The organism is Stenotrophomonas rhizophila (assembly GCF_003751305.1).
Taxonomy (GTDB): Bacteria; Pseudomonadota; Gammaproteobacteria; order Xanthomonadales; family Xanthomonadaceae; genus Stenotrophomonas; species Stenotrophomonas rhizophila_B.
Genome location: NZ_RJKV01000003.1, coordinates 389,405 through 407,286, shown reverse-complemented (window position 1 = coordinate 407,286; position 17,882 = coordinate 389,405). Strand labels below are relative to the sequence as shown.

Here is a 17,882-nt window from a genome sequence, read left to right as displayed (position 1 = left end):
CCGTTGGTCGGTACCCACGCCGATCAGAAGCCCAGGTCCACACCGGGCAGCAGCGGTTGCAGCTGCGCGCGGAACAGGGCCTTGATGCGCTCCAGCGCTGCCTCGTCATCGGCCTCGAAACGCAGCACCAGCACCGGCGTCGTGTTGGACGCGCGCACCAGTCCCCAGCCATCGGGGAAATCGGCACGCAGGCCGTCGATGGTGGACAGGCGCGCACCGGCGAACGGCGAGTCCTCCACCTGCACCGAGGACACGAACAGCGACACCAGCGCGTGCGGGGTACCCGCATCGACCGGCACTTTCAGCTCCGGAGTGGAGACGCTGTCAGGCAGTTCGTCCAATACCTCCGAGGGGCTCTCTTCGCGCTGGGCCAGGATCTCCAGCAGGCGCGCGGCGGCGTACAGGCCATCGTCGAAGCCGAACCAGCGTTCCTTGAAGAAGAAGTGCCCGCTCATCTCGCCCGCCAGCTCGGCGTCGGTTTCGCGCATCTTCGCCTTCATCAGCGAATGGCCGGTCTTCCACATCAGCGGGCTGCCACCGTTGCGCAGCACGTAGTCGGAGAGCTTGCCGCTGCACTTCACGTCGTAGATCACCAGCGCGCCCGGATTGCGCATCAGCACATCGGCGGCGAACAGCATCAGCAGGCGATCGGCGTAGATGATCCTGCCTTCGCGGGTGACCACGCCGAGACGGTCGCCGTCGCCATCGAAGGCCAGGCCGATATCCGCATCGAAGCGCTTCACGGTCTGGATCAGGTCTTCCAGGTTGTGCGGATCGCTCGGGTCCGGATGGTGGTTCGGGAAGGTGCCGTCCACATCGCAGTACAGCGGAATGACCTCGGCACCGATCGCTTCCAGCAGCGGCTGGGCAAGTTCGCCGGCGACACCATTGCCAGCGTCGGCGACCACTTTGAGCGGACGATCCAGCTGCACGTCATCGGCGATGCGCTGGATGTAATCGGCATTGACCTCGCGGGTCTGGAAACTGCCCGGCTCGGGCGCCACGTGCAGCTGGCCATCGCGGATGCGGTGGTACAGCTCGGTGATCGCATCGCCGGACAGCGTTTCGCCGCCGACCACGATCTTGAATCCGTTGTAGTCCGGCGGGTTGTGGCTGCCGGTCACCGCCACGCAGCTTCCCGCGCGCAGGTGGTAGCTGGCGAAGTACACCACAGGCGTCGGCGCCAGGCCGATATCGGTGACGTTGCAGCCGGCGCGGCGCAGGCCTTCGATCAGACCGGCGGTGAGCTCAGGACCGGAGAGGCGTCCATCGCGGCCCACCACGATGTCGCGCAGGCCCTGGACCTGCAGCACCGAGCCGATCGCCTGGCCGATCAGGGCGGCGACCTTGGGGGTCAGCTCGCGGCCGACGATGCCGCGGATGTCGTAGGCGCGGAAGATCTCGGCCGCGACGGTCTCGCCCGGCACGGACGGCGGCGGCGAGGTCGCTGCTGTCTCGTCGTTGCTTTCGAGGGCGGCCACCGCGAGCGGTACCTGGGCCAGACTTTCACTCAAGGTGGGGCCGGCGTCGGCACCACTGTCGGCAGCACCACGGCGACGCGGCAACGGCACCTTGCCTTTGCCCAGCAGCAGCAGCACGGCAATCAACAGCAGCAACACGGCCACGATCGCACTGGAGATCGCGCCCAGTCCCAGCGGACCCGGCTCGATGTCCGGCACCGCGGCCGACAGGCGCAGTCCGCTGCGGCCGATCGGGCGCGCCAGTGCTTCAGCACCACCGGACAGCCCGCGGCTGCCCTGTTCGACGACGTTGTGGCTGCCCTGGCGAAGCGCGAGATAACCATCACCCGGCACGGCGACCTGGTCGAATATGCCGGTCAAGCGCAGCAGCGGCTGGCGCACGTAGACCACGGCCTCCCCCTGCGGGCCAAGCTCCACCGCCGCGGCCAGGCCGAGGCGCTGTCCGCCGGCATCGCGCACCACGCGACCGACAGGTTTGTCATCGGCGATGGCCGCCTCGAGCAGGGCCAGGCGCGAATAACCGAAGGCCTTCGGATCGGCGTAGGCCGCATCGAGATCGGCGGTGAGGATCTGGACGTCTTCCACGCCCGGCCAGCCTTCGCGGATGGCGACAGCGGCACCTTGTGCATTGCCGCTGGCCAGTGCAGTGGCAACGCGCTCGGTCTTGAGCATCTTGCCGAGCTTGCCGAGCTGACCGGTCAGCGCCGTCTGCAGGCCTTCGACCACGCGGTCGCGCGACTGCTCCAGCGCGTCACCGACCGCAGCCTGGCGCCATTGGCGCACGCCGCTCCAACCGAACCAGATCGCCAACAGCACCAGCAGCACGGCCAACAGGGGCACCGAGCGCCCTGTCGTCAACCGCGGCCGTCCTTCCGCCTTCGCCTTGCTCATGAAGCTCCCCTGTCAGCGCACCCCGGTATGGCCGAATCCACCCGTTCCCCTGGCGCTGTCGGTGAAAGTATCCACTACCTGAAGGGCCACGCGTGCAATCGGCAGCACGACCAGCTGGGCGATGCGGTCGCCGGGCTGAAGGGTGAAGGGTTCGCGCCCGCGATTCCAGGCGCTGATCAGCAGCGGACCCTGGTAATCGGCGTCGATCAGGCCGGTGCCGTTGCCCAGCACGATGCCGTGGCGGTGGCCCAGGCCGGAGCGCGGCAGCACCACGGCGGCCAGGTTCGGGTCGGCGATATGGATGGCGATGCCGCTGGGGATCAGCGCGGTGTCGCCTGGCTGCAGGGTGAGTTCGGTCTCCAGCGCCGCGCGCAGATCGAGGCCGGCGCTGTGCTCGGTGGCGTAGGCCGGCAGCGGCCATTCGTCGCCGAAACGCGGGTCGAGCAGCTTGACCTGCAACGGCTGCAGGGAGGAATCGATGGTCATGCGTGCAACCTCTGGGCAATCAGGGACAACAGTTGTTCGGCCAACACAGCCTTGGAGGTGCCGGGGAACACCTGTTCGCCGCCCTGCCAGTAGGCCGTGGCGGCGTTTTCATCACTCTCGAAACCGCCGGTGCTGATCCCGACCTGGTTGGCGATCACCAGGTCCAGGCGCTTGTCCACCAGCTTGCCGCGCGCGTATTTCTCCACATCGTGGGTTTCGGCGGCGAAGCCGACCACCAGCTTGAGCGCGTTGGTCTGCGTGGCCACCTCGGCCAGGATGTCCGGGGTGCGCACCAGCTCCAGCGTCAGGCTCTGGGTGTCGGCGGTCTTCTTGAGTTTCTGCGGAGCGACCTGGCGCGGCGTGTAATCGGACACCGCGGCCGCACCGATGTAGATGTCGGCGGGCAGTGCGCCGAGCACGGCTTCGCGCATCTGTGCGGCCGAGCGCACATCGATCCGCTGCACCCCGGCGGGCGTGGCCAGCTGGACCGGGCCACTGACCAGCACCACCTGCGCGCCCAGGCGGGCGGCCGCGGCGGCCAGGGCATAGCCCATCTTGCCGCTGCTGCGGTTGCCGACGTAGCGCACCGGGTCGATATCTTCATAGGTGGGGCCGGCGCTGATCAGCACGCGCAGACCCTTCAGTTCACTGCTCGCCGGTGGCTCGGCGGGGGCCGGCGCGTGCAGCCGGGCCAGCGCGGCCACGATCGCGTGCGCTTCGGTGAGCCGACCGGGGCCGGACTCGCCTTCGGCCAGCGGCCCGTCTTCCGGCCCGATCACCTGGGCGCCGCGCTCGCGAAGCAGGTCGATATTGGCCTGGGTCGCCGGGTGCAGCCACATGCGGTGGTTCATCGCCGGGCACACGGTCAGCGGCGCGGTGGTGGCCAGGCACAGGGTGGTGACCAGATCATCGGCGTGGCCGTTGGCCAGGCGCGCGAGCAGATCAGCTGTGGCCGGCGCGACCACGATGCGATCGGCCCAGCGGGCCAGCTCGATGTGGCCCATGGCCTGCTCGGCCGCGCTGTCCCACAGGGTGGTGCGGGTCGGCTGGCCGGACAGCGCCTGGAAGCTCAGCGGGGTGACGAACTGCTGGGCCCCGGCGGTCATCGCGACCTGCACCTGGGCCCCGGCATCGCGCAGGCGGCGCACCAGTTCCAGCGACTTGTAGGCAGCGATCCCGCCACCAACGCACAACAACAGCTTCTGGCCTTCCAACGGGCGCGCGGCCGCCGGAGAAGCCTGGGGGGAGTCAGCCACCTTGGGTGTTCCTGTCGAACCGAGGCGATTAGCTTACCCGATGGTCCGTAAGCCGCCTGATGCGCCAGCGGCATAAGCAGGCAGATTTTCGTCATAAGCGACCGCCCAACTTGGCACGATGCCCTGCATTTACCCACACGATGCCACCCGGTTCACCGATGGTGGCCCGCTCGGCACCGAGGGAGACTGGCGCCATGTCGATCCGAGACTGGCCCAGTGCCGAGCGTCCCCGCGAAAAGCTGCTTGCCCAAGGCGCCGGCGCGCTGTCCGATGCCGAGCTGCTGGCGATCTTCCTGGGGTCCGGCCTGCGCGGCCGCGACGCGGTCGAAACCGCCCGCGACCTGCTGCAGGCCCACGGCCCCCTGCGCAACCTGCTCGACCTCCCGGCCGCCGCGTTGGCGGCCCTGCCCGGCCTTGGGCCGGCGCGCAGCTGCAAGCTGGTGGCCGGGCTGGAGCTGGCGCATCGTCATCTGGCGGCCGAGCTGGCCCGCGGCGAGAGCCTGCGCGACCCGGCCGCCGCCGGGCGCTATTTCAAGCAGCGGCTGCGCGCCCGGCCCAACGAGGTCTTTGCCGCACTGTTCCTGGACAACCAGCACCGCACACTGGCCTGCGAGGAGCTGTTCAGCGGCACGGTGGATGCTGCAGCGGTCTACCCACGCGAAGTGGTCCGCCGCGCCCTGCTGCACAACGCGGCCGCGGTGATCGTCAGCCACAACCACCCTTCCGGCAGTGCCGAACCCTCGCTGGAGGACCGCCGGATCACCACGCTGCTGCAGCAGGCCTTGGCCTTGGTGGATATCCGCCTGCTCGACCATGTCGTGATCGGCGACGGAGCCCCGGTATCGATGGCCGCGCGCGGCTGGATGGGCGCGGGGACGGCCTGATCCGGTACGCCAAGCGCCCCGCTCGGCCCCGGTTCAATGGATCGGGGTGGCTTCTGGGCTAAAATTGCCGATTCCGCCGCTCCAGTCCCAAAGCAGGCCTTGTGAAAAATCTCCTCCGCGCCCTGATCAGCCAAGGCATCGAAGCCTTGCGCGCCAACGGCACTCTGCCGGCCGATACCCTGACCCCGGAATTCGTGGTCGAACGCCCGAAGACCCGTGAGCACGGCGATTTCGCCACCAATGCCGCGATGCTGCTGGCCAAGCCGGCGCGCAGCAACCCGCGCGCCCTGGCCCAGGCGCTGCTCGATGCGCTGCCCAAGAGCAATGATGTGCTGCGCGTCGAGATCGCCGGTCCGGGCTTCATCAATTTCCACCTCGCCCCCAGCGCTTACCAGCGCGAAGCGGCCGGCGTGCTCAAGGAAGGCGCCGATTACGGCCACAACCTGAGCGGCAACGGCCGTACCGTGGGCGTGGAATACGTGTCGGCCAACCCGACCGGTCCGCTGCATGTCGGCCACGGCCGCGCGGCGGCGATCGGTGACTGCCTGGCGCGCCTGCTGGAAGTGAACGGCTGGAACGCCAAGCGCGAGTTCTACTACAACGACGCCGGCGTGCAGATCGAGAACCTGGCGCTGTCCACCCAGGCGCGTGCGAAGGGCCTCAAGCCGGACGACGCCGGCTGGCCGGAAGCCGGCTATCGCGGCGATTACATCGAGGATGTGGCCAAGGAGTACCTGGCCGGCGCCACGGTGGAGCTGGAAGGCCACGCGGTGGTCGGCGAGCGCGACCCGGACAACCTCGATGCGATCCGTCGCTTCGCGGTGGCTTACCTGCGCAACGAGCAGAACCAGGATCTGGCCGCGTTCGGCGTGGATTTCGACATCTACTTCCTGGAAAGCTCGCTGTACAAGGACGGCAAGGTCGAAGAGACCGTCGCCCAGCTCAACGCGGCCGGCCATACGTATGAGGAAGGCGGCGCGCTGTGGCTGCGCTCGACCGACTTCGGTGACGACAAGGACCGCGTGATGCGCAAGTCCGACGGCACCTATACCTACTTCCTGCCGGATGTGGCCTATCACCTGAGCAAGTGGCAGCGCGGCTACGAGCGCGCGATCACCGAGCTGGGCGCCGACCACCACGGTTCGCTGGCGCGTGTGCGTGCCGGCCTGCAGGCGCTGGACGTCGGCATCCCGAAGGGCTGGCCGGAATACGTGCTGCACCAGATGGTGACGGTGATGCGCGGCGGCGAGGAAGTGAAACTCTCCAAGCGTGCCGGCAGCTACCTGACCCTGCGCGACCTGATCGAAGAAGCCGGCCGCGATGCCACCCGCTGGTTCCTGATCGCGCGCAAGCCCGATTCGCAGCTGACCTTCGATATCGATCTGGCCCGCCAGCAGAGCAACGACAACCCGGTGTTCTACGTGCAGTACGCGCACGCCCGGGTGTGCAGCCTGCTGCGCCAGGCGCAGGAGAAGAAGCTGAGCTATACGCCAGCCGAAGGTCTGACCGGGCTGTCCTCGCTCGGCGATGAAGCGTCGCTGTGGCTGATGGTGGAAATGTCGCGCTTCCCGGAAGTCGTCGAAGCGGCCGGTCTGGCGCTGGAACCGCACCTGATCGCGCAGTACCTGCGTGAATTGGCGCACGCCTTCCACACGTGGTATCACGGCACGCAGGTACTGGTGGCCGACGAAAGCGAACGCAACGCCAAGCTGACGCTGGCCTGCGCCGCGCGCCAGGTCCTGGCCAATGGTCTGAACATCCTGGGCGTTTCCGCCCCGGAAAAAATGTAAGCAGTGGAGAAGCAGTAAATGGCAGCACGACGCGGCAAGAGCCAGGCACGGCGCAACAGCAACCAGGGCACCCCGGGATGGGTGTGGCTGGTCGCGGGTGTGGCGATTGCGGCCGTGGTGTTCCTGGCGGCACCGAACCTGTTCAAGAACGACGGTGATGGCTTCCTGCGGGTCGGCCCGCAGCCGGACCCGAACGCCCAGCCGGCCCCGGTGAGCGACGCGGAGACCGACGTCGGCACCGAGCTGCCCAAGCCCGGCGCCGCCAAGCCTGCCGAACCGGCCAAGCCGGCGGCGACGCAGTACGACTTCTACACCCTGCTGCCCGGCAAGGAAGTGGAAATGTCCGATGCCGAGCTGGCCGCCAGCGCACGCGCCGAAGACCAGCGCCGCGCCAAGGCCGATGCGCAGCGCGCGCAGGCGGCGCTGGAAGGTCGTCCGTTGCCGCCGGCACCGGCGCCGACCAGCACCGCCGCGACCACGACGCCTGCGCCGGTCAGTACCGCTGCGTTGCCGGCGCCGGTGAATGAACGTCCGGCCGCCACGCCGGCACCGGCGGCATCGGCCCCGGCCACGGTGGCCACCGCGCCGAAACCGGATGCACCTGCGGCCACCGCGCCGGCTGCCGCTGCAGCCGCCGATCCGGCCGCAAGCAACGTGCGTTACATCCTGCAGGCCGGTGCGTTCGGTGCCTCCGGCGACGCCGAAGCGACCAAGGCCAAGCTGGCCATGATCGGCCTGGCCGCGCGGGTGGAATCGGCGCAGATCAACGGCAAGACGGTGTACCGCGTGCGCATGGGGCCGTATGGCAGCGCGGGCGAACTGGCCGAAGCCAAGCAGAAGCTGGATGGGACCGGGCTGCAGGCGATGGCGATCAAGGCGCAGTAGCCGCGCGCCCTTGCACTCCAAGGGGGCTGTTGCTCCAGATGCACCCCGAACGCCGACCCTTGGGTCGGCGTTCTTGTTTCAGGCAGCACCCCTCGCTGGCGACCACCTGGCAGTGCGCTATCGTCCACGCATGTCTTCCCGCCCCGATTCTGATGACCTTCCCGGCATTGCCGGTGCGACCGGTCGCTACCGCGAATGGGCGGCACCTGCGCCGCTGCAGGGCTGTTTCGGGCAGCTGTGGCGCAGCGATCTGCCGGTGGGCCATAGCGGCGAGGTTGCGGTGCTGCCCGATGGCTGCGTGGACATCCTGTGGCGCGATGGGCGGCTGTATGCGGTGGGCCCGGATGTGGTGGCCGCCCACCCGCAGTTGCTGCCCGGCGCGCAGGTGTTGGGCGCGCGCTTCCAGCCCGGCGCGGCGCGGGCGTGGCTGGGGGTGCCGCTGGACGAACTGGTGGGCACCGCCGTGGAGCTGGATGCGGTGCTGGGACCCCAGGCGCGGCAGCTGGCGGCGCGGTTGAATGACGTGGGCGATGGCGATGCGCGGCAGCGGGTGTTCGCGCAGGCGCTGGCGGGGCTGCCCCGCTCTACCGGTAGCCGCCACGCGGTGGCGGCGCGGGTGTTCGGGCAGGTGCGGGCCGGTGGCCATGATCTGGCCGCGATCGGTTCGGGGCTGCAGATAAGCACGCGCAGCCTGCGCCGGTTGTGCCATGAGCAGTTCGGCTATGGGCCGAAGATGCTGGAGCGGATTCTGCGGCTGCAGCGGTTCCTGGCGCTGGCCCGGGCGAGCCCGTGGGAGGGGCTGGCGGGGTTGGCGGCGGATGTGGGCTACGCCGACCAGTCGCACCTGAGCCGCGAGGTGCGGGCGTTGGCGGGGATCGGGGCGGCGGCGTTGTGCGCGCAGTGGCGCAGCTGACTGGCCGTTTTGTTCAAGACCGGCGCGGCCGCGGTGGCGATGCTGGGGCTCCTTTCAACGAGAAGCGTCCATGAGCACCGCACACGGCAACGATCGCCGCATCGACAACATCGAATTCAATGTCACCGACATCGCGCGCAGCAAGGCGTTCTACGGTGAGGTCTTCGGCTGGACATTCACCGATTACGGACCGGCCTACACCGAGTTCAGCGATGGACGCCTGACCGGTGGCTTCACCACCGGCGAAGCGGTGCAACCGGGTGGGCCCCTTGTGATCCTGTATGCCGATGACCTGGTCGCCACGCAGCAACGGCTGCAGGCGGCCGGCGTGGCAATCTGCCGGGCCGCGTTCGATTTCCCGGGCGGGCGTCGGTTTCATTTCCGCGATCCGGATGGGTATGAGCTGGCGGTGTGGACGGCCGCCTGAGGTAGAGCCGACCGTTGGTCGGCTGCCAGGATGCAGGTAGAGCCGACCGTTGGTCGGCTGCCGTCAGCGGTGGGTATGCGCCAAGGGCAGCCGACCAACGGTCGGCTCTACCGGTTTCGGGCGTGCGGCCGAGGTGTTGGCCCGTTCGGGTGTGTGGCCGAGGTGTTGGCCAGCGGTCCGGTTGGATCAGTCGCGCGCGACCTGGAACCCGGCGAACGACTGGCTGACCGGCATCACTTCGAGGCGATTGATGTTCAGGTGCGCAGGCAGCGAGGCGACCCAGAAGATCTGCTCGGCGATGTCATCGGCGGTCATCGGGTTGGCACCGGTGTAGAGCTTGTCCGAAGCGGCCTGGTCGCCATGGGTGCGGACCACGGTGAACTCGGTTTCGGCCATGCCCGGCTCGATCGTGGTCACGCGCACGCCGCTGCCGTGCAGGTCCGAGCGCAGGCCGAGCGAGAACTGGCTGACGAAGGCCTTGGTGCCGCCGTAGGCGTTGCCGCCCGGGTACGGATACACGCCGGCAACCGAGCTGATGTTGATGATCGCGCCCTTGCGTGCGACCAGTTGCGGCAACAGGCGATGGGTCAGCGTCACCAGGGCGGTGACGTTGGTGTCGATCATGGTGCGCCAGTCCTCCAGCGAGGCGCTCTGGGCCGGGGCGGTGCCCTGGGCCAGGCCGGCGTTGTTGACCAGCAGGTCGATGTCGGCGAAGCCGGCCGGCAGGGCGGCCAGGGCCGCTTCCATTGCCGCGCTGTCGCGCACGTCGAACACTGCGGCGTGCACGCGCTCGGGACCGTAGGCATCGACCAGCGGCTGCAGGCGCTCGGCACGGCGCCCGGTGGCGATCACGCGCCAGCCGGCCTGGGCGAAACGGTGGACAGCGGCGGCGCCAAAGCCGGAGGTGGCGCCGGTAATCAGAGCGGTACGGGTCATCGAGGTACTCCGTGGAGATCCCGGCCATTTTCGCACCGATGCCCGACCGGTGCAGAGCCGGGCGCTGCTCCGCAGCTCGGCGCTACGAGCCGTCGCGTCAGCGGATGCGGAACACCCGTGCCTTGGGCAGGTCTTCATCCACCTGCAGGAACCAGCGGCCGGCGATGCCCGGCACCACGACAATCTCGGGGTTGCTGCGCGCGGTCTTGAGCGTCATCTCGCCCTTGAGCACCTGCCACTGCTGGCCGTTGTCGAGGGTGAACACGGTGCCGGGGGCCCAGCCGTCCACCTGGCCGGTGACCTTGGCATTGATGGGGCCCTCGTCCAGCCCGGGGAACATGGGTGACGGCGTCGGCACACCCGGGCCTGCGGCGGGTGCCGCCGCGACGGCCACCGACGCCGGGGCCTCGGCCTCGGCCTGGCGCAGCAGGCGGTTCAGCGTCTGCAGCTGGGCCGGGGTCAGCCCGACCTCGGCCAGCGCCCGGGGATCCAGCCGCTGTTCCAGCGCCACATACGGAACCTGCGCCCCTGCCTGGCCCGCCAGCAACATGCCCACACACCCGAGTACCTGCCACCTGCGCATTGCCTGCTCCACTGCCTGTCGATGCCTGATCGCGGCACTGTGCTTCACTTTCATGGCAGCCAGATGACAGCGACCACCGGTCGCAGCCGGCCACGCGCCCGGCACGGGGTAAAATGGCCGCCAGCCGCGCAGCCGCGCCGGCGGTATTGGACGTCCCATGATCAACAACGATGTACTGCGCAGCATCCGCTACATGCTCGACCTCAGCGACGGCATGATCGCCGACACCTGTGCCCTGGCCGATCCGGCCTTCGTGATCGACAAGGCCGATGTGGCCGGCTGGCTGCGCAAGGAAGACGAAGAGGGTTTCGTGCCCTGCGACGACCGCACCCTGGCGCATTTCCTGGATGGCCTGATCGTGCATTTCCGTGGCCGCGACGAGAACCAGCCGGTGCGCCCGGTGGAAAAGCGCATCACCAACAACCTGGTGCTGAAGAAGCTGCGCGTCGCCTTCCAGCTGAAGGACGTGGACATGCACGAAGTGTTCGACGCCGCCGGTTTCTCGGTCTCCAAGCCGGAACTGTCCGCGCTGTTCCGTCAGCCGGACCACAAGAACTACCGCGCCTGCGGTGACCAGATGCTGCGCAATTTCCTCAAGGGCCTGACCCTGCGTGTGCGCGGCGCCTGAGTGAGGCCTTGGTGCGTGGCTCCGGTGCCGGGGCCACGTGCTGCAGTGCTGCTGACTCGGCTGCCTGAAATGGCTGGCCATCTGGATTCCAGATGCGTTGGATGAAGACGTTTCATTTCCCTCATCCGCCGATCGGGCGGACACTGGCGCCCCTTCTTTCCTGGAGCCCGTCATGACCCACGACGTGCCCTCGCCACTCAGCCGCTGGCAGGTCCTGCTGATGGCCTTCGCCACCGGTGTGGCCGTGGCCAGCAACTACTACGCGCAGCCGCTGCTGCACACCATCGCCGGGCAGTTCGGGGTGTCCTTCGCGCGTGCCGGGACGGTGGTGACCGTGGCCCAGCTGAGCTATGCGGCAGGCCTGATCCTGCTGGTGCCGCTGGGCGATCTGTTCGAACGGCGCCGGCTGATCGTGGTGATGTCGCTGCTGTCGGCGGCGGGGCTGGTGCTGAGCGCGCTCAGCCATCAGTTCGTCTGGCTGCTGGTGGGCACCGCGCTGACCGGGCTGTTCTCGGTGGTGGCACAGGTGCTGGTGCCGTTCGCGGCGACGCTGGCGCGACCGGAAGAGCTGGGCCAGGTTGTCGGCACGGTGATGAGCGGCCTGCTGCTCGGCATCCTGCTGGCACGCACCGTGGCCGGCGCGCTGTCCTCGCTGGGCGACTGGCGCACCGTGTACTGGATCGCCGCGGCCGCGCTGGTGCTGACCACGGGCATGTTGTATCGGCATCTGCCGCGCTTCCATCAGACCGCCGGGCTGGGCTATCTGCAGCTGCTGCGCTCGATCGGCACACTGTTCGCGCAGGAACCGGTGTTCCGCCTGCGCACGGTACTGGGCGCGTTGAGCTTTGCGATGTTCGCGATCTTCTGGACGCCGTTGGCGTTCCTGCTCGCGGCCGAACCGTATGGCTACAGCGATGCGACGATCGGTCTGTTCGGGCTGGTGGGTGCGGCCGGCACACTGGCCGCCGGTGTGGCCGGACGCATGGCCGACCGTGGCAAGGCCGCGTTGGCGACAACCGTGGCGCTGGTGCTGCTGGCCGCGTCGTGGCTGCCACTGGGTTTCTCCACGCACTCGCTGATCGCACTGGTGCTGGGCGTGATCGTGCTCGATCTGGCTGCGCAGCTGTTGCATGTGAGCAACCAGAACGTGGTGTATGCGCTGCGCCCGGAAGCACGCAACCGGCTCAATGCCGGCTACATGACCGGCTATTTCATCGGTGGCTCGCTGGGCTCACTGGTCTCGGCGCAGGTCTTTGATCGCTTTGGCTGGACCGGTGTGTGCGTCACCGGTGCGGGCGTTGCGCTGGTGGCGATGGCGGTGTGGGCTGTGGCGGTGGTGGCGGAGAAGCGTGTGGCTCGGTAGAGCCGACCGTTGGTCGGCTGCAGTTGCGCGATGGCTGGGGCAGCCGACCAACGGTCGGCTCTACCCGGGTTGGCGCTACGTTAGAAGGCGGTCTGCAGCCCGACCTCGACGCGCGATCCCGCATTGCCCGGAAACAACTGTTTCGCGGCACCGTCGGTGTCGTGCCCGGTCACCCGCAGCTCCCACGGCCCGTGCACACGCCACACCACGCTGAGCTGGCCGTGCAGATAATCATCGGCCTGCGCGCCGTTCAGCCAGTAATGGCCTACCGCGCCCTCGACACGCCACTGCCCGCCCAGCGGCAGACGCGCACCGAGCTGCGCATAGGTGCCGCTGTGGCCGCCGGCCAGCGCGTTGTCGGAGACGCCGACCTGCAGCCAGGCGCGTTGCCGCCAGGTCACCGTGCCGTTGAGCTCGGTCCAGTCCAGATCGACGGTGGTCGAGGGATAGAGGTAGCGGGTCAGGTTGACGTCCACGCTCCAGTCCGGCGCCACCGCACTGCTCCAGCCGGCGACGAGATCGAATTCGCTGCGCGCGCCGTTGTCCGGGCGGAACGAGACGCCCGAGCCCCACGCCGAGGCATACCAGCCGTTGGCCGTACTGAGCTTCACGCCGGCCTGCGCGGCCGGATCGCCGTCGCTCTGGGAGCTGCCGCGCCAGATGTAATCCGAGGTCAGCGTTACGTTGCCCTCCACCGCGGCCGCTGCCGCACCACTCATGACCAGCCCCGCCAGCACCGCGCCGCAGCGCAGGCGCTGTTTCCACTGTTGATCCACCACGTGTCCCACTCCAGATGACGGCCGCGCCGTCGAGAGCGACAGTCTCCCCAGGTGGGCCGTAAAGCCGCCATGGCCTACCCGCGCGATCGGCGCAACGTTTCTGTAAATCCTGCGTCAGGGTGGTGCCCGGAGGTGCGCGGTATCATGGCCACTCTGACCTGTTGCGAGTAATGGCGTGGACGCGATCCTGACCCCGGTATCGATTGGCGAGCTGATCGACAAGATCACCATCCTGGAAATCAAGGCCGAACGCATCGCCGATGCGGGCAAGAACGCCAACGTCCGCAAGGAACTCGATGGCCTGTGGCCGCTGTGGCAGCAGCAGGTAAGCGCTCAGCCCGGGCTGGATGCGCTGAAGACGCAGCTCAAGGCAATCAACGAGCGCATGTGGGAGATCCAGGATCAGCTGCGCGACAAGGAAGCGGCGCAGGTGTTCGACGATGCCTTCATCCAGCTGGCGCGCGGTGTCTATGGCACCAATGGCGAGCGGGTCAAAGTGAAGAACGAAATCAACCGCATCGCCGGCTCGCAGCTGGTCGAAGAAAAGCAGTACCAGGGCGAATAAGCCCGCCGGTACGCGCCGGGCTCAGTGCCCGGTCGCGGCCATGAAGCGTTCGCGGTCCTGCTGGGTGCGCCGGCGGATTTCAGCCAGCGCTTCATTCTCGGTAGCTTCCAGCATCGATTCGAACAGCCGCTGGAAGTGGTTGCGCATGGCCGACCGCGCCGCTGCCGGGTCGCGCTGGCGCAGTGCATCCAGAATCCGGGTGTGTTCCTCGTCGCGGGTGTCATCGTCGTTGTGGCAGACGTTGGCGTAGACCTGCTTGACCCGCGGCAGCTCGTTGCGCATCCGCCAGATCAGCTGCACGCAGTGCTCCACCACCGGGTTGCCGGCGATCCGCGCGATCGACAGGTGGAACTGCCGATCCGCCTCGCTGGCCGCCGCCTCGCCCGAATTCGGATCGACCATGGCCGCGATCAGGCCGGCCAGATCCTCCAGTTCGGCATCGGTGATGCGGCTGGCCGCCATCGCGGCCGCCTCGGCCTCGATCACCGCACGCGCCGCGGTCAGGTCGAACGCCGAGACGTCGGGCAGTGCGCCCGGCGCCTGCGACGGCTTGGCCTTCACGTACACGCCGGAGCCGGTCTTGATGGTGATCAGGCCCTGCGCTTCCAGCGCGATTTCCGCCTCGCGCACCGTCACCCGGCTCACGCCCAGGCGTTCGGCCAGGTCGCGTTCGCCCGGCAGGCGCGAGCCCGGCGGGAATTCGCCCTTCTCGATCAGCGCGACGATTTCGGCAGCAATGGACTGGTACAGACGGGGTTCGGACATCATCAAAGGCCTGGCTGACAGGTGGCTGGGGACCGACACGCGACCGCGCCTTGAGAGAGCGGCGCGGTCGGAAAAACCGCGCCACTGACCTCAGAAGCGGTAGCGCACCCCCAGATAATACCGCCGCCCGTACGTGGTGTACTCGCGGAAGCTGCCGAGGATGGGCATATCCGACACCCGCGGCTCATCGGTGAGGTTGCTGGCCGACAGCGACAACGACAAGTGCTTGTTCACTTTGTAGGTGGCGCGGAAGTCCAGCGAGCCATTGTCACGCACATAGCGGTTCTGCGACGGGTCGCCGACAAACTGCTGGTAATAGTCGGAGCGGTACTTGTAGATCGCCTGCAGATCGAGCTTGCCCAGGCCCCAGTACACCTGCGCCGAGGCCACATGCTTGGACAGACCGAAGATATTGGCCGGCTCGACGATGCCCGGGGTCACCACGCCGGTGGCCGGGTCGGTGGACTCGCCCAGGCGCAGGTCTTCGGTCTTGAAGTTGGAATCGGCGTAGTTGTAGCTGGCCTTCACGCCCAGCCCGGAGAAGATCCCCGGCAGGTAGGAGAAGCTGTGCGAGGCGGTGAACTCCACGCCGAACAGATCGCTCTTCTGGTCGCTGGTGGCCAGCTGCTCCACCGGCACGGTCACGCTCTGACCATCGATATCGAAGGTCTCGTTGACGATCACCGGCATCGAGCCGCCGTTGAACTGCTTGTAGTACAGCGCACCGGACAGCATGGTGTCTTCGTTGGCGTACCACTCCAGCGAGAGATCGCCATTCCATGACATCAACGGTTTGGCGCGCGGGTTGCCGGTGGCGGTGATGCTGCGCAGTGCATCGCCCACGCTGTTGAACTCGGTATCCACCTCGCCCAGGTTGAAGGTGCGGCCATAGCCTTCAGCGGCCAGATCCGGACGCGACATCGCCCGATAGGCGCCGACGCGAAGCAGCAGGTCCGGGCGCAGTTCGAAGGCGGCGTTGAAGCTGGGCAGCCATTCGGTATTGCTGGACTTGAGCACCTGCGAGGTGAAATCGCCGGTCGGCTCCAGGGTCACGGTGCCGTCGGGATTGTTGATCACATCCAGACCGCTGCGCAGGCCGACCGAGCGTACCTCGGTCCGCACGCCACGCACGCCGATGTTGCCGGTCACCGGCAGGCCGAACCATTCGGCGCTGTAATCGCCCATCAGGTACAGCGCGCTGGTTTTCTCGGTGACATCGTTGTTGGCCGGGTTGCGCAGGTCCGCGCTCAGACCGGTGTCGTCGGCGCCGGTGAAGGCCTTGAACAGGCAGCGGCTGTCGAAGCTGGCCCACTGGTCGATGGTGTTGCCACTGGCATTGGCCAGGAAATCGTCCTGCGGGAAGGCCTGACGGCAGGCCTGGTTGGCAGCGCGGATCGCAGCGACATTGGTGGTGGTCACATCCACGGTGTCGGTGTAATCGGTGTAGGTCGCCTCGGAGCGGCGCAGGCCACCCTTGATCGCGGTGAAGAAGCCGCTTTCCGGGGTGAACGTGGCATCGAAGCGGCCGGCACGGATGGTGTGCTCGCGATGCTGCTGGCGACGACGCACCAGCGCCGAATCGGTGAAGTTGTCCGGGTTGTTCACATCGAACGCGGGATCAAGATAGATGCTCGGCACGTCACCGCTGTAGTCATAGGTGTAATCGACGTAGCGGGTGTTCTTGATGCCGCCGACCGGCCTGCCGTTGACGTCGGTGCGACCGGCGCGCAGCCGGGTGCTGCGTTCGATCTGATCGCGCTCGGTGTTGGAGTAGGACAGATCGGTGGACAGCGTCCACGCCGGGCTCGGCCGGAAGATCACGTTGAGCCCGCCGCCGGTGTATTCCTCCTGGCGCTCCAGGAAATTGCCGGTGGAATCGACCGTGGTGCTGCCGGTGTGGTGCAGCAGCGCGCCATCGTCGGTGACCACGCGGTTGTTGAGGTTGCGCATCATCGAGGACAGCGACAGATCCGAGCGGTCTTCGGTGTAATCGCGCTTGGAGTGCTGGTAATCCAGGTTCACTTCCACCGTATCGCTGGGCCGCCACTGCAGCGCGGCGAACTGCGAATCGCGTTTGTCGTGCTCGATGAACTGGCGGTAGATGCGGCTGCTGGGCACCAGGTAATACGGCACGCCGTTGGCGACCTGGTTGCCATTGACCTGGGTGCAGTTGCGCGTCGCGCCGACCACTTCACGGCCATCGCAGGCCACCCAGGTGGAGCTGCTGGAGAACATCTCTTCCGGGTTGCTGCCTTCCAGCGCCTGCACACCGATGGAGACACCGAGCTTGCCGGCGTTGCCCATGTCGAACTGGTCGATGTAGCTGGCGGTACCGCGCCAGCCGACGCCGTCCTTGTCCTTCAGACGGTCATCGTAGTCCTGCCAGGTGCCCCGGCCATCGAGCTGGAACGTGCGTTTGCCGTACTCCAGTGGTTTGACCGTCTCCATGTTGATCGTGCCGGCCACGCCACCTTCGACGAAGTCGGCGCGCTGGGTCTTGTAGATCGCCACGGTGTTGATCAACTCGGACGGGAACTGGTTGAAGTTCACCGAGCGGTCGCCACTGCCATTGGTGGCCTCGCGGCCATTGAAGGTGGACGAACCGAGGAACGGCCCCAGGCCACGGATCGAGATTTCCGACGCACCGCCCTTCTCGCGGTGGGTGGAGGCACCGGTGATCGTTTCGATCGCTTCACCGATCGACAGCGCCGGCAGATCACCGATGTCGTCAGCGGCCAGCACATCGGAGACCACGGTCTCCTCGCGCTTCTTGTCGATCGAGGTCTGGATGGTGCCGCGGATGCCGGTCACCTGGACCTGATCCAGCGTGGTGGCTTGCCCCGGCGGCGAGGCGGGTGCTTCGGCATCCTGTGCGTGGGCCAGCGGCAGTGCCGCGGTGGCGCACAGGGCATAGAACAGCGCGCTGTGCAGCGCGGTGCGGCGGAGGCCTCGTGGTGAGGCCGTACGGCGGTCATGCAACATCGTGATCTCCCTCCCAGGATGGATCGTCCGATTACACGGATTCGATCCGGAAGATTCACGACTGATGAACCAATGTCAATGAATTGGTACTAAAGTCTACCCCTAACAACCGTCCAGACCACTTTGCATGGAATTAATGTGCGGACGCAGCAGAAAAATGCGCAGACCACATACCACATGCACCTAAAGTGGTATGCGATTGTGGTTGACGTGCGCGCCGGGCAACCTGTTAGGATCGTGTCTCGCGTCAGTCGCCACGGTTGATCTG

At 67.5% G+C, this 17,882-nt stretch carries 16 protein-coding genes; 8 read left to right on the top strand and 8 right to left on the bottom strand.

Features of this window, described 5'->3' with window-relative positions:
* Positions 1-23: 23 nt before the first annotated feature.
* Genes EDF74_RS16885 through coaBC form a run of 3 tightly spaced genes read right to left on the bottom strand, consistent with a single transcriptional unit; the run spans position 24 to position 4,114 of the window.
* Positions 24-2,372: a phosphomannomutase/phosphoglucomutase gene (locus tag EDF74_RS16885; RefSeq protein ID WP_123731182.1), complete on the bottom strand. Its 2,349-nt coding sequence runs from the start codon at positions 2,370-2,372 to the stop codon at positions 24-26.
* 12 nt (positions 2,373-2,384) lie between these two features.
* Positions 2,385-2,858 carry a dUTP diphosphatase gene (dut, locus tag EDF74_RS16880; RefSeq protein WP_046272982.1) on the bottom strand — a complete coding sequence of 158 codons (474 nt, stop codon included), beginning with the start codon at positions 2,856-2,858 and terminating at the stop codon, positions 2,385-2,387.
* Positions 2,855-4,114: a bifunctional phosphopantothenoylcysteine decarboxylase/phosphopantothenate--cysteine ligase CoaBC gene (coaBC, locus tag EDF74_RS16875; protein ID WP_123731181.1), complete on the bottom strand. Its 1,260-nt coding sequence runs from the start codon at positions 4,112-4,114 to the stop codon at positions 2,855-2,857. The genes dut and coaBC overlap by 4 nt, the downstream gene beginning before the upstream one ends.
* A 194-nt stretch (positions 4,115-4,308) precedes the next feature.
* Between coaBC and radC the strand changes: the two genes are divergently transcribed.
* The 5 genes from radC to EDF74_RS16850 all read left to right on the top strand — a co-directional run bounded on the left by radC (position 4,309) and on the right by EDF74_RS16850 (position 9,013).
* Positions 4,309-4,998, top strand: a complete 690-nt coding sequence (gene radC / locus EDF74_RS16870; protein ID WP_123731180.1) for a RadC family protein — start codon at positions 4,309-4,311, stop codon at positions 4,996-4,998.
* Positions 4,999-5,099: 101 nt separating this feature from the next.
* Positions 5,100-6,788: an arginine--tRNA ligase gene (argS, locus tag EDF74_RS16865; RefSeq protein ID WP_123731179.1), complete on the top strand. Its 1,689-nt coding sequence runs from the start codon at positions 5,100-5,102 to the stop codon at positions 6,786-6,788.
* 18 nt (positions 6,789-6,806) lie between these two features.
* Positions 6,807-7,673, top strand: a complete 867-nt coding sequence (locus EDF74_RS16860) for an SPOR domain-containing protein (RefSeq protein ID WP_123731178.1) — start codon at positions 6,807-6,809, stop codon at positions 7,671-7,673.
* A gap of 130 nt (positions 7,674-7,803) precedes the next feature.
* Positions 7,804-8,586: a helix-turn-helix domain-containing protein gene (locus tag EDF74_RS18410; RefSeq protein ID WP_123731177.1), complete on the top strand. Its 783-nt coding sequence runs from the start codon at positions 7,804-7,806 to the stop codon at positions 8,584-8,586.
* Positions 8,587-8,656: 70 nt separating this feature from the next.
* Complete coding sequence (locus EDF74_RS16850; protein WP_123731176.1) at positions 8,657-9,013, top strand: VOC family protein; 357 nt, start codon at positions 8,657-8,659, stop codon at positions 9,011-9,013.
* Between the two features lie 186 nt (positions 9,014-9,199).
* Here the strand turns inward: EDF74_RS16850 and EDF74_RS16845 are convergent, their stop codons facing one another.
* Together EDF74_RS16845 and EDF74_RS16840 are read right to left on the bottom strand one after the other, a co-directional pair.
* A complete protein-coding gene (locus EDF74_RS16845; protein WP_121044105.1) occupies positions 9,200-9,949 on the bottom strand; it encodes an SDR family NAD(P)-dependent oxidoreductase in 750 nt (249 codons plus the stop codon).
* Positions 9,950-10,046: 97 nt separating this feature from the next.
* A complete protein-coding gene (locus EDF74_RS16840) occupies positions 10,047-10,532 on the bottom strand; it encodes a hypothetical protein (protein WP_260232299.1) in 486 nt (161 codons plus the stop codon).
* Positions 10,533-10,689: 157 nt separating this feature from the next.
* Here EDF74_RS16840 and EDF74_RS16835 point away from each other — a divergent pair, with 157 nt between their 5' ends.
* Positions 10,690-11,160, top strand: coding sequence for a DUF1456 family protein (locus EDF74_RS16835; RefSeq protein WP_123731174.1), 471 nt, complete (start codon positions 10,690-10,692; stop codon positions 11,158-11,160).
* A gap of 172 nt (positions 11,161-11,332) precedes the next feature.
* A complete protein-coding gene (locus EDF74_RS16830; protein ID WP_123731173.1) occupies positions 11,333-12,523 on the top strand; it encodes an MFS transporter in 1,191 nt (396 codons plus the stop codon).
* Positions 12,524-12,603: 80 nt separating this feature from the next.
* Here EDF74_RS16830 and EDF74_RS16825 read toward each other — a convergent pair whose 3' ends face one another.
* Positions 12,604-13,302 carry a TorF family putative porin gene (locus EDF74_RS16825; RefSeq protein ID WP_260232298.1) on the bottom strand — a complete coding sequence of 233 codons (699 nt, stop codon included), beginning with the start codon at positions 13,300-13,302 and terminating at the stop codon, positions 12,604-12,606.
* 175 nt (positions 13,303-13,477) lie between these two features.
* Between EDF74_RS16825 and EDF74_RS16820 the strand changes: the two genes are divergently transcribed.
* Entirely contained in the window at positions 13,478-13,867 is a 390-nt protein-coding gene (locus tag EDF74_RS16820) for a DUF6165 family protein (protein ID WP_123731172.1), read from the top strand.
* 21 nt (positions 13,868-13,888) lie between these two features.
* Here EDF74_RS16820 and EDF74_RS16815 read toward each other — a convergent pair whose 3' ends face one another.
* Together EDF74_RS16815 and EDF74_RS16810 are read right to left on the bottom strand one after the other, a co-directional pair.
* Positions 13,889-14,632 (bottom strand): FadR/GntR family transcriptional regulator, encoded by a 744-nt coding sequence (locus EDF74_RS16815; protein WP_088432357.1) that lies wholly within the window; start codon positions 14,630-14,632, stop codon positions 13,889-13,891.
* Positions 14,633-14,722: 90 nt separating this feature from the next.
* The gene (locus tag EDF74_RS16810; RefSeq protein WP_123731171.1) at positions 14,723-17,614 is read right to left on the bottom strand and encodes a TonB-dependent receptor; all 2,892 of its coding nucleotides are present in this window, start codon (positions 17,612-17,614) and stop codon (positions 14,723-14,725) included.
* Positions 17,615-17,882: the final 268 nt, after the last annotated feature.